This is a genomic window from Bacillus sp. SN1, assembly GCF_002796895.1.
Classification (GTDB): domain Bacteria; phylum Bacillota; class Bacilli; order Bacillales; family Bacillaceae; genus Bacillus; species Bacillus inaquosorum.
The window spans coordinates 272,073-283,561 of record NZ_PHIE01000002.1; the positions used below are offsets into that span (position 1 = coordinate 272,073).

11 protein-coding genes and 1 other annotated feature are annotated in these 11,489 nt (G+C 44.7%); of the genes, 6 read left to right on the forward strand and 5 right to left on the reverse strand.

Annotation, left to right across the window (positions count from 1 at the left end; translation table 11 throughout):
* Positions 1-96: 96 nt before the first annotated feature.
* The 4 genes from ywaC (at position 97) to CVV77_RS10115 (ending at position 3,360) form a co-directional block, all read left to right on the forward strand.
* Entirely contained in the window at positions 97-729 is a 633-nt protein-coding gene (gene ywaC, locus CVV77_RS10100) for a GTP pyrophosphokinase YwaC (RefSeq protein WP_003244564.1), read from the forward strand.
* A 138-nt stretch (positions 730-867) separates the two neighbouring features.
* On the forward strand, positions 868-2,082 hold the full coding sequence (locus CVV77_RS10105) for an MFS transporter (protein WP_100275315.1): 1,215 nt from the start codon (positions 868-870) through the stop codon (positions 2,080-2,082).
* Positions 2,069-2,452 (forward strand): carboxymuconolactone decarboxylase family protein, encoded by a 384-nt coding sequence (locus tag CVV77_RS10110; RefSeq protein ID WP_019259841.1) that lies wholly within the window; start codon positions 2,069-2,071, stop codon positions 2,450-2,452. The genes CVV77_RS10105 and CVV77_RS10110 overlap by 14 nt, the downstream gene beginning before the upstream one ends.
* A gap of 68 nt (positions 2,453-2,520) precedes the next feature.
* Positions 2,521-3,360 carry a helix-turn-helix transcriptional regulator gene (locus CVV77_RS10115; RefSeq protein WP_100275316.1) on the forward strand — a complete coding sequence of 280 codons (840 nt, stop codon included), beginning with the start codon at positions 2,521-2,523 and terminating at the stop codon, positions 3,358-3,360.
* Positions 3,361-3,403: 43 nt separating this feature from the next.
* Here the strand turns inward: CVV77_RS10115 and ywaD are convergent, their stop codons facing one another.
* The 3 genes from ywaD to ywaE all read right to left on the reverse strand — a co-directional run bounded on the left by ywaD (position 3,404) and on the right by ywaE (position 6,931).
* Positions 3,404-4,771, reverse strand: a complete 1,368-nt coding sequence (gene ywaD, locus CVV77_RS10120) for an aminopeptidase YwaD (RefSeq protein WP_100275317.1) — start codon at positions 4,769-4,771, stop codon at positions 3,404-3,406.
* Positions 4,772-4,925: 154 nt separating this feature from the next.
* On the reverse strand, positions 4,926-6,164 hold the full coding sequence (gene tyrS / locus CVV77_RS10125; RefSeq protein ID WP_100275318.1) for a tyrosine--tRNA ligase: 1,239 nt from the start codon (positions 6,162-6,164) through the stop codon (positions 4,926-4,928).
* 44 nt (positions 6,165-6,208) lie between these two features.
* Positions 6,209-6,421: a binding site (T-box leader), on the reverse strand.
* Positions 6,416-6,931, reverse strand: coding sequence for a tyrZ transcriptional regulator YwaE (gene ywaE / locus CVV77_RS10130; protein WP_100275319.1), 516 nt, complete (start codon positions 6,929-6,931; stop codon positions 6,416-6,418). Its footprint overlaps the feature before it by 6 nt.
* 152 nt (positions 6,932-7,083) lie before the next feature.
* Here ywaE and CVV77_RS10135 point away from each other — a divergent pair, with 152 nt between their 5' ends.
* Entirely contained in the window at positions 7,084-7,797 is a 714-nt protein-coding gene (locus tag CVV77_RS10135; protein WP_100275320.1) for a YwaF family protein, read from the forward strand.
* Between the two features lie 110 nt (positions 7,798-7,907).
* Positions 7,908-8,768 carry a glycosyltransferase family 8 protein gene (locus CVV77_RS10140; protein WP_100275321.1) on the forward strand — a complete coding sequence of 287 codons (861 nt, stop codon included), beginning with the start codon at positions 7,908-7,910 and terminating at the stop codon, positions 8,766-8,768.
* A 52-nt stretch (positions 8,769-8,820) separates the two neighbouring features.
* Here CVV77_RS10140 and sacY read toward each other — a convergent pair whose 3' ends face one another.
* Positions 8,821-9,663, reverse strand: a complete 843-nt coding sequence (gene sacY, locus CVV77_RS10145) for a transcription antiterminator SacY (RefSeq protein ID WP_019259836.1) — start codon at positions 9,661-9,663, stop codon at positions 8,821-8,823.
* A gap of 54 nt (positions 9,664-9,717) precedes the next feature.
* Positions 9,718-11,097 (reverse strand): SacY negative regulator SacX, encoded by a 1,380-nt coding sequence (sacX, locus tag CVV77_RS10150; RefSeq protein WP_100275322.1) that lies wholly within the window; start codon positions 11,095-11,097, stop codon positions 9,718-9,720.
* Positions 11,098-11,489 lie beyond the last annotated feature (392 nt).

Here is an 11,489-nt window from a genome sequence, read left to right on the forward strand (position 1 = left end):
ACCGCAATTTGTAAAATAATTCATAGAACCTTGCAGCAGGCAGGCACGTCTAGTACATGGACAGCGGATAAAGATCCGTTAAAGGAGATGACGAAAATGGATTTATCTGTAACACATATGGACGATTTAAAAACGGTAATGGAAGATTGGAAAAATGAATTATTAGTTTATAAATTTGCGCTCGATGCGCTGGATACAAAGTTCTCGATTATCAGCCAGGAATATAACCTCATTCACGGACACAACCCGATTGAACATACGAAATCCCGTGTCAAAAGCTTTGAAAGCATCGTGAATAAATTAATGAGAAAGGGCTGCGAGATTACGACAAAGGAAATGAAGGAGCACATCCACGACATTGCCGGTGTGCGTATCATTTGTTCCTTTATTTCTGATATTTATAATGTCGTGAATGTGTTGAAGCAGCATGAAGATTTGAGAATCGTAAAGGTGAAGGATTATATCCAGACGCCAAAACCGAACGGCTACCGAAGCTTGCATTTAATTATTGAGATGCCTGTGAATTTAACAAACCGTGTGGAATACGTCAAAGCAGAAATTCAAATCAGGACAATCGCGATGGATTTCTGGGCGAGCCTTGAACATAAAATCTACTATAAATTGAACAATGACGTTCCTAAGCAATTAACAGATGAGCTGAAGGAAGCCGCGGAGATCGCCCATTATTTAGATGAGAAAATGCTTGGGATTAAGAAAGAAGTGGATTGATGAACGTTATATTTTACAAAAGCGAAGCCTGACAAGGTTTCGCTTTTTTGCTTTGCTAGTACTTTCTATACCAGTATAAACTCACTTCTGTTTCTATGATTGCACCTGCTTTATCATGCATGAAGAAAGGAGGCAAACATGAAACATTCCATTTCATTATCGAGAGGTTTGATCTTTCTGATGGCGGTGACTAGCGGGTTTACTGTCGCTAATGTCTATATCAATCAAACATTGCTTGTCAGCATGGCAGGCACGTTTCATGTGACAGCGGCACAAGCTGGGATGATTGCTACATTGGCGCAGATCGGCTATGCAGCGGGGAATCTGCTGCTTGTTCCATTAGGAGATCTATTTGAACGCCGCCGCTTCATTGTGGGCCTGCTGTTCTTAGTGGGAGTTTGCTCAGCCGCTTCAGCGTTAGCTGTAAGCTTTTCATGGCTGGCCGTCACAAATTTATTGCTGGGGTTCTTCACGATTATTCCTCAAATCCTTGTGCCGTTTGCGGCAGGTTTAGCAAATGACAAGAACAGAGGAAAAGTACTCGGAAACGTAGCTATCGGCTTGGTTTGCGGAATATTAGGTGCGAGAGTGGTCAGCGGGGCGATAGATGCCCGATATGGCTGGCGTGTGATGTATTGGATTGCCTGTGCAGCAGCCGTCATCATTATGCTGATCATTCGCTTCTGCTTTCCGAAAAGCAAAGGGACACATGCCGTTGGTTATGGAAAACTCATTTCTTCATTATTTCCGCTTTTGATCAAGGAGAAAGCATTAAGAAAAGCATGTGTAAACCAAGGCTTCATGTTCGGCGCCTTCAGTTTATTTTGGACGACGTTAGTGTTTATGGTGAGTGAACCGCCATTCTCGTTTGGCAGCCAGACTGCCGGAACAATCGGTTTGGTGGGGATTGGCGGGGCTTTTGCGACTCCTCTGATCGGCCGGACTATTGATCAAAAAGGAGCGGCTTTTGCCAACAAGCTTTGTATGTCTTTTACCTTATTGTCATTTGTATTGTTAATGGCGGGCCGGACCTCAATAATTGTGATTGTGCTGGGCGCTTTATTCATCACTATGGGCATTCAAGCGAACCAGGTGGCATGTCAGGCGGAGATTTTCCAGTTGTCCGCTGATATGAGAAGCAGATTGAATGGCATCTTTATGGTCAGCACGTTTTTAGGCGGCGCCTTGGGGTCGTATGCAGGCGGTGCAGTCTGGATGCTGTTTCATTGGAACGGCGTTTGTATTCTGGGGATGATCATGATTGGTATTGCCTTCAGTTCAAGGATTACCATAAATCGAGCTGCGAAACAAAGCGATATCAGAAGGGAGATAGAAGCTGGTGCAAACAAGTGAACATTATAAAAAAGGGTTAGATATTCTGAAGCAAATAGATGAGGAGAACTACGAAGCGATCGTAGACAGTTTTAAACAATCCATCGCTCCGGACCTTGGTGTGCTCGCTGTGGAGTTTAATTATGGACAGATTTTTTCAAGACCGGGCCTTGATCTGAAATCCAGATTATTAGCAACAGTTGCCGGATTGACTGCATTGGGCAATACGCAACAGTTAAAATTCTATATTAACGGAGCCCTGAATGTCGGATGGACACAAGAAGAACTCATAGAAGTGATGATGCAGATGATTATTTACTCAGGATTCCCGAATGCGCTGAATACCATTTTGCCTGTGGCTGCGGAAGTATTTGCAGAACGAAACAAATAATATAAAAACCTTCTCCTTTTTTATGTAGAATACAAATAGGAAATTCTATGCAGGAGGAGAGTGTTTATGTGGACGGTATGGCAGAAAAACGGAAAGAACTTGGTGAGTTTTTAAAATTAAAAAGGGCGCAGCTTTCTCCGCAAGAATTTGGATTGCCTTTAGGCACCAGAAGGAAAACGACAGGCTTGAGAAGAGAGGAAATGGCCCAGCTGTCCGGTATTGGTGTCACATGGTACACATGGCTGGAGCAGGGAAGGGATATTCGGGTATCGGCACAGGTACTGGAAAGCATATCAAGAGTGCTCAAATTGAATTACGAGGAAAAACGCCATGTCTTTCTGTTAGCAGGACATCATGTTCTTTTAGATGATCAGGATGAGGAAAACAAGAGCCTTCCTCTGGCTGTGCGGCACTTTATTGATCATTTAACCAATTGCCCTGTTTATGTGACTGACGAAAAGTGGGACGTTATTGCTTGGAACACGGCGGCGTGTGCTGTGTTCGGCGATTTTGGCCAAATGGGCAGAAAGGAAAGGAACGCCATATGGCGATGTTTCACGTCGAAAGAGTACCGGAATCTGCTGGACGACTGGGAAAGCCACGCCAAAAAACTCATCGCACAATTTCGATCGACAGCCAGCCGGTTTCTCGGGGAAGCATGGATAAAAGAGCTGATCGATGAGTTAACTGAAGTAAGCCCAGAATTTAAAAAATGGTGGAACCACCACGAAGTGTTAGGCACACACGCAGGCGAAAAAGTGCTTCATCACCCGTCAGCGGGCACAATGGTGATGGAGCATATGACATTGCAAATTTATGACTCACCGGATTTGAAACTGACCATTTATCGGCCGTTAGAGAAAGAAAATACGGCAGATAAACTGAAAGCTTTACTTATAGACAGCTAAATAGCTCATTACCTTAAAAAGACGGCATCAAGTGCCGTCTTTCTTATTTAATATCTTCATAAATGTCAGAGGCTTTGGCCTTCATTTGTTTCTTATTGGTTTTCGGTTTCTTCTCTTTTTTCACAGCTTGATAGACAGCGGCTGTCACAAGATCGCCGGCCTGCTGGAGGCGTTCTTTGCTGATATGTTCGATCGAGTCTTCAGGGGTATGATACCACGGTTCAACTTCTTCGGTTTCCGGGTCTCCCCAAATAAAGTTGGCGGAATCAATGCCGGCTTCGTGGAACGGCACATGATCAGATGATCCTCCCTGTGTCAGAGACAGGCTGTCAAACCCAATTCTTTCAGCGGCTGTATGGCTGGATTCCCAAACATCGTTAGATTGGCCGTCCAATGTGTTGACATACAGCTCAGACGCATTCTCCCAGCTTGTGCCTACCATGTCTAAGTTGAAGTTCACTTCACTTCGTTTCAGCTCTTTTTCCGATAGATGTTCTACATAATGAGAGGAGCCGAGCAGGCCGAGCTCTTCAGCGCCGAAAGCGATAAAGCGGATTTCTTTGTCAGAAGGAATGCTTTTTAAGACGCGTGCCATCTCCAGCATAACAGAGGTTCCTGAGCCATTGTCATTTGCCCCGGGCGAAAAAGGAACACTGTCGTAATGGGCCGTGACGTACACAATGTCTGGGTGTTTGATGTTCTTTGGTTTTTTGATGCCAATGATGTTCTGGGAGGTTTGGTTTGCGAATGCGTTTAGTTTTAAGGTGGCTTCTTTTTGCTGGGCAAGGGCTTCACCGTCTTCTTTCTTAATGCCAACGACAGGAATGCCGGCTTTATTTCCCGACAGGTTTGGCGTCACAGGCACGAGGCTTTCTTTGTTGTTATAAATGATGACAGCCTTCGCTCCGGCGTCTTCGGCATTTTTGGCTTTCTCGTAATATGTCAGGTCTCCTCTGGAAATCAAGGCGATTTTGCCCTTGGCGTCAGCGGTGAAGTCCTTTGGATAGCCTAAGCCAGCATTGTAAAGCGGAGCCGTCAGCCCTTTTTCCTCAGTCGGGGCTGAGCCGGATGCCGCCCGGAGAAGAATGTCGCGTCCTTCTGAAGACAGCGTTCCCTCAAGCCGGTCAGGGATACCGAATCGTTGAACCTTCACATCAAGCTTTAATTTTCTCAAGGTTGAGGCGATCAATAAGGCACTCTTTTTTTCAGCGGCAGTTCCGGCTATTCTGGGGCCGATTGCTTCACTGAGCTGAGAAATGGTGGAATACGCACGCTTTCCTTTGAATGGGAGCTCTCGCTCGCTATCTGATATTTGAACAGCGCGGGCGGCAGGGGTGACACTCTGTGCCGGCAAGAGAACCGTTCCGGCAGTTAAAACAGCCATCGTCATTACAGTCAAAAGCTTTTTCATCGAAAATAAACCTCCCCTAATGTATGGATGAGGATTATTTCGGGATGCTAAAGGTATTTCCTGCAAAATGGAGAGCGTTTTTGAAAAGACAGTGCTTTATACCTGCAAAAAAACGCTTATGAATAAAGGGTCATAAGCGTTTCTGGATATCAGACTATTGGAGTTTTAAAAACTTGCGTTTGCCGACTTGGATGATCATATTTTCCTTTATCTCTGCATCAGCGTGGATATCTGTTATTTTCTCTCCGTTAATTCGGACACCGCCGTTTTGAATCATGCGGCGCGCTTCGCTCTTCGAAGAGAGAAGCTTCAATGTGACGAGCAGATCGACAACCGCTGGCGCTTTCTCGCCTTCCCATTTCACAGCCGGAATATCCTCAGGCAGGCTGTTTTCCTGAAAGACTGTTTTAAACGAGTGTTCGGCAGCTTCAGCGGCTTCTGCTCCGTGATACATTCGGACAATCGTTTTGGCTAAAAGCATTTTGGCATCCCTTGGATGAACGGCGCCGGTTTCTAAGTCTTTCACGAGCTGTTTTTTCTCTTCAAGCTCTAAGTCCGTTGCCAAATGAATGTATTTTTTCATGAGGCTGTCGGGCAGTGACATTGTTTTTCCGTACATGTCGTTTGGATGTTCGTCAATGCCGATGTAGTTGTTTTTTGACTTCGACATTTTTTCAACGCCGTCCAAGCCTTCCAAGAGCGGCATAAGGATGACAACTTGTTTTTCTTTGTCGTATCGTTCTTGGAAATGCCGTCCCATCAGCACATTGAAATGCTGGTCTGTTCCGCCTAATTCAATATCGCTTTCGAGAACGACGGAATCGTATCCCTGCATCAGCGGGTAAAAGAATTCATGGAGTGAGATCGGTTTTTGCATGGCGATGCGTTCTTCAAAGTCGTCGCGCTCCATCAGGCGGGCTACCGTTATTTTGCCTGCCAATTCAATGACATCCTCCAGATGCAATGTTTTCAGCCATTTCGAGTTGTAGTGAAGCTCGACTTTTTCTTGATTAAGCACTTTTCCAAATTGCTGAAAGTATGTTTTGGCGTTTTGCTGAACTTCTTCATCAGTCAGCTGCTTTCTGGCTGCTGATTTTCCGGTCGGATCCCCGATTTTTCCTGTGAAATCCCCAATTAACAGCTGAACAATGTGGCCGTTTTCTTGAAATTGGCGAAGCTTGTTTAACACAACTGTATGGCCCAAATGCACATCTGGTGCAGATGGATCTAATCCGAGCTTAATTTTAAGCGGTGTGCCTGTGGAAACGGATTTGACTAGCTTGGCCTTTAATTCTTCCGGCGGTATGACCTCATGGGCGCCTGTCATGTATAGCTGAAGCTGTCTTTCGACTTCTTTTTGCTGTGCAGCTGTAAGCTGATCAAATGTTTTCATCGTTCATCCTCCTTTTTTAGAAACACAAAAAAGAGCCCATCCCGATAAGGGACGTGGCTCAATGCACGCGGTACCACCCTGGTTGAAGACATCGTCTTCCGCTCATTCGAATAACGGTTTCCCGTTCTTTGCTACTAAGGTTCACAAAGAAAGCTCGGGGAGGTAATTCACGTTAGCCTGTGTGCCGGCTCGCACCTTCCGCCGGCTCTCTGAAACAGGGAGACAAACCGCTACTGGATTCCCGTCAAAGCTTATGTTGTATGAAGATTGTCAGCTACCTTTCTAAGCAGCTCTGTCAGTGTTTTCTGTTCGTCCTTCGTCATTCCCGCAATGAGCTCTGTTTCCCCTTTGTGAAACTCCGGGTAGAGTTCTTCGATCGCTTGTTTGCCGGAATCGGTGATGGAGACAAACACGAGTCGTCGATCTCTTGTGTCGATGCTTTTACGGCAAAAACTCTTTTTTTCGAGCGTTTTGATCACGTTGCTTGCTGTAGCTGTTGAAATGCCTGACAGCTCAGCAATTTTTCTCGTTTCGAGCTTCCCCCATACCCATAGATCATAAAGAATGGAGAAAGCGGTCCAAGAAAGTTTATAAGAAGAAAGAACCTCAGTCTCCATTTTGACACGGAGCTTTTGCGCAGACCGATACAGGTTCGTCGCAATCGATATGGCTTCCAGGTTCAGTGACTCAACGGGCATTTGTTTAAGCTTAGATAGTGTGTCATGTTCTTCTTTCCGAGGCTGCTGATGTTGATAGGAACGTTCCATTTTTTAGGCCTGCCTTAAATTATCAGAATCATTAGCTATGAAATGAATTGTAACAGAGTTTGATTTGAACTTCAAGCCAAACTATATCGCTTGAATAAAAAATGCCGCAAGAACCACAAAATAAAGAAAAGACCACAAACGGGGGTGCAATCTTGCAAAAATATGTTCAATCCGTCTATAAACATGATCCGTTTCACCTTTTTTCAGCAGAGCATGTGGTGACGTTAGCGATTATCGCTCTTTTGGCCACTCTGTTGTTTCTGTTCCGCAAGGCGGTCAAGCGGCCTAATGTCAGCCGGTTTCTGCGCTATTTGTTTGTATTTCTGTTGCTTGGTTCGCAAATCGGCTATCAAATATGGATGATTGCCACGGGCAGGTGGTCGGTGCGCACTTCATTGCCTCTCCAGCTTAGTGACCTGTCGGTGTATTTGTCAGCCATCATGCTGGTGACCAAAAGCAGGAGGCTGTTTGTATTTTTATATTTTGTCGGCATCGGCAGCTCGATTCAGGCTCTTTTGACACCTGACCTCGGTATGTTTTCATTTCCGCATGTGCGATATATCCTCTTTTTTATTTCGCATGGGTCTGTGTTTTTATCCTGCCTGCTGATGGCGGTGGTCGGCACTTACAGAATGGGCCAGCGCTCTTTATGGGTGACCGTCCTGATTGTCAATGTGTACGGAGTCTGCATTTATCTGCTTGACCGCTGGATTGGCGCGAATTACATGTATTTGACGAAAAAACCGGGCGGTTCTTCTCTCCTGGATGTTCTCGGGCCGTGGCCGTGGTATATCGCTTCGGCTGAAGCTATTACGATCGCAAGCTTTTTTGTCCTTTATTGGCTATATCGCATGTTCAAAAAGTGACACCTTTTTTGTTGTATAGCACATTCTGTCTAAAAAAATATTGAAGAATAGTGTTTAATTTTCTGAAATCGGGAATGTAACTTGTACAACACAAAGGGAGATGAATACCATTGAAGAAAGATGAAATTATGCATATCGTGTCATGCGCAGATGATAATTATGCTCGTCATTTAGGTGGGATGTTCGTTTCTTTATTGACAAATATGGATCGGGAGAGAGAGATAAAATTATACGTCATTGATGGCGGAATTAAGCCTGATAACAAAAGAAGACTAGAAGAAACCACATTGAAATTCGGCGTCCCGATTGAATTTTTAGAAGTGGATACCAATATGTATGAACATGCGGTAGAGAGCAGCCATATTACAAAAGCGGCGTATTACCGCATTTCGATTCCTGACTTAATTAAGGACGAAAGCATCAAACGAATGATTTATATCGACTGTGATGCGATTATCCTTGAGGATATTTCGAAACTGTGGGACTTGGATATTGCGCCATATACGGTTGCTGCTGTTGAGGATGCGGGGCAGCATGAACGCCTGAAAGAAATGAATGTCAGTGATACAGGGAAGTATTTTAACTCAGGTATCATGATTATTGATTTTGAACCTTGGAGAAAGCAAAACATCACAGAAAAAGTCATCAACTTTATCAATGAAAACCCGTCTGAAGACTTTCTTGTGCTGCACGATCAAGATGCACTGAATGCGATCTTGTATGATCAGTGGTATGAACTTCATCCGCGCTGGAACGCTCAAACCTATATCATATTAAAACAAAAAACGCCTGCGACGCTGTTAGGACAGAAGTTTTATAGAGAAACGAGAGAAAACCCGGCCATTGTCCACTTCTGCGGCGGAGAAAAGCCTTGGAATTCCAATACGAAACACCCATATCGCGATCAGTATTTCCATTACATGTCGTATACAAAGTGGAATACAATCAGCAATCCGGCGATCAACCAATAAATCGGATATAAAAAACGCTTTTGATCAGCTCAAAAGCGTTTTTTTGTTTGCCTCAGCGTGCGACTGACCGTTGGTAAAACCGCTGAATATGCATGGCGATATAGCACAATTCTTTCTCAGGAAACTCAAAGCCGTATTCCTTCTTCACAAATGTGCCGATGCTTAGGGCACACAGGAAGGCATCCTTAAACTTCTCTTTAATAATGTCGATCATTTCTGCATCCAGCTCGTAAATGGATTCACCCGCTTTGATATGCTGAATGGCAAAGCGGAGATGGGTCACAAGCCGTTCATAAGAAATGGTATCTTCAACAATATTGATTGACAGCTGAATTTCAATAATCTCGATAATATCACGGATCATTGTTGTAATATCAAGCGTCTGTGTCATATCACCGGCATTGTTTCTTGCTGTGTGGATATGCATGGCAATATTGCCGATTTCATCATCAGGAATGTGAATCCCAAGTTTATCTTTAATTAGCGTTCTGGCCCACAAGCCGATTTGGAATTCCTTCGGATAAAGAACTTTGATCTCATTCAGCAGCGGATTTTTGATGACCATTCCATTGCTCAGGCGTTCGATCGCAAAGGAAAGATGGTCTGAAAAAGCGACGTGAATGCGCTCGTTGATTTTGATGTTCAGCTCTTTTTCGGCATGGGAGATAATTTGCTCGGAAATTTGAATATGGTCTTCCGGCAATGTTTCTAAAATCTCTTCGAACTGCTTATAGTCAGGTGTATCTTTTCTGACAAAGGTTTTTTCTATTTTTGACGGATCGACAATATCATTCTTCTTTTTATCGAACGCAATTCCTGCACCTAAGAGAATCTTCTCTTCATTTTGATCCTTTACGACGATAGCATTATGATTTAAGATTCTTTTAATTTTCATAGCTTTTTTTGTCCTTTCATCCCCCGTTTTATGAATGAAAACGAATAAATCCAGTTATTCTGTCTCTTCTTTAAACCCGAGAAACAATGTAGCTATAAAAGCAGAGACGGCCGCGATCAAAAAACCGATCATATAATGAACAAAATTAGCTGCGCCGAACGGCAGCACGATTGAAATCATCGGAATGCCTGTCAGTCCGTAGGAATTCGACACGACATGTACCGCAACCACGTATGCTCCGCCAATAGCGCCGCCGATGGCAGCTCCGATAAAGGGGCGGATCAGTTTGACATTTACTCCGAATACAATCGGCTCCACAATCCCTAAAAACGCGGTCAGAGAAGCAGGGAGCGCAATTTTCTTCAGGCTTGATTGTTTCGTTTTGAAGAAAACCGCAAGCCCCGCTCCGCCTTGGGCCACATTCGCCATCGACCATATCGGCACTAAAAAGTTCACTCCGACATGCGGGTCAGCAAGCAGCGTTGCCTCTATCGCATAAAAGCTATGATGCAAGCCAGATAGAACGATGGTGGAGTAGATGCCGCCGAACAGGGCTCCGGCGGCAATGCCGGCGTGATCGTAAATATAGACAATCGACTGTGTCATGATCTGGCCGATGATAGACGCGGCGGGATTCATCACAATCAGCGCGAGGCACCCTGTCATCATGACCGTAATAAAAGGAATGATGACGACATCGAGCGACTTCGGCACAATCGATTTTAACAGCTTCTCGATTTGGCTCATGACATAAACGGAGAGAAGAATCGGGATAATGGAGCCCTGATAGCCCATCATTGGTATATGCAGCCCCCAGATGTCTAAGGAAGCGGGGGTTTTACTGCCGAGCATAGACGGGTCCAGCAGATCAGGATGCGTCAGGAGCCCTGCTATCACTGCCCCTAAATATGGGTTGCTGCCAAATTGTCGTGCGGCACTGAAGCCGACCAAAATCGGCAGCAAAATAAAGGCTGTACTGGACACGAGGTCGAGCACTTTGATCCACGGGCTGTCAGCTGCGAACCAGTGAAACACCTTAATCATTCCGATCAGCCCCATGAGCAGGCCGCTTGCTGTTATTGCCGGGATAATCGGCACAAAAATATCGGACAGTGTTTTTGCAAATGCTGCGACAGGGTTCAGCTTCCGGCTGGCCTTTTTCTGTTGAACAGGCTCTTCAGAAGGCGCGGTCTCCCACACGTGAACAACTTCTTTATATATTTTGTTGACGATGCCTGCTCCGAATATAATCTGGAACAGCCCATATCGGAAAAAGGTGCCCTGTACACCTTGCAGATTTTCTATGGCATGTATATCGATTTTCGTCTCGTCTTTTACCTCAAAACGAAGGCGGGTCGTACAATGGCTGATGCTGATAATATTGCTTTTTCCTCCTGCGAGGAGCAATAATTCTTTTGCAATCTCTTTTTGCAAGCAATCAAAACCTCCTTTGCTGAAGAAAAGTCGGCTTGTTCATCGTATCAAATGAAAAGTTGACAATCAAAATGAAAAAAGTGAGAAATACCGGCTGATAATGACAAAACGTGCAGGGACAACAAAAAATGCCCGCGTCGGTGACGGAGCATGAGAATAGGGGTTGTCCATGTCGCCGTTATAAGCCCAACACGAAAAGAAGAGTTAGAATGCCCTGATTTTTTGGACACACTAATACTCCCTTTGCATCATTGGGTCTTGCCTGCCTGACCAGTCACAATCCCGCCATATGTGGTGATAACTGTAATAACGTTCATTTTATGCTGTTCATGGCTGGATAGCAATAGTATGAAAAGCCTGTGCGGTGAATGGGAAAAAGGTTGTGCGTGGTG

Bases quoted from the DNA above. Each gene is read 5' to 3' on its own strand.
- sacY (WP_019259836.1), bottom strand. From the start codon at position 9,663: ATGAAAATTAAAAGAATCTTAAATCATAATGCTATCGTCGTAAAGGAT.
- ywaD (WP_100275317.1), bottom strand. From the start codon at position 4,771: ATGAAAAAGCTTTTGACTGTAATGACGATGGCTGTTTTAACTGCCGGA.
- ywaE (WP_100275319.1), bottom strand. From the start codon at position 6,931: ATGGAACGTTCCTATCAACATCAGCAGCCTCGGAAAGAAGAACATGAC.
- CVV77_RS10105 (WP_100275315.1), top strand. From the start codon at position 868: ATGAAACATTCCATTTCATTATCGAGAGGTTTGATCTTTCTGATGGCG.
- ywaC (WP_003244564.1), top strand. From the start codon at position 97: ATGGATTTATCTGTAACACATATGGACGATTTAAAAACGGTAATGGAA.
- tyrS (WP_100275318.1), bottom strand. From the start codon at position 6,164: ATGAAAACATTTGATCAGCTTACAGCTGCACAGCAAAAAGAAGTCGAA.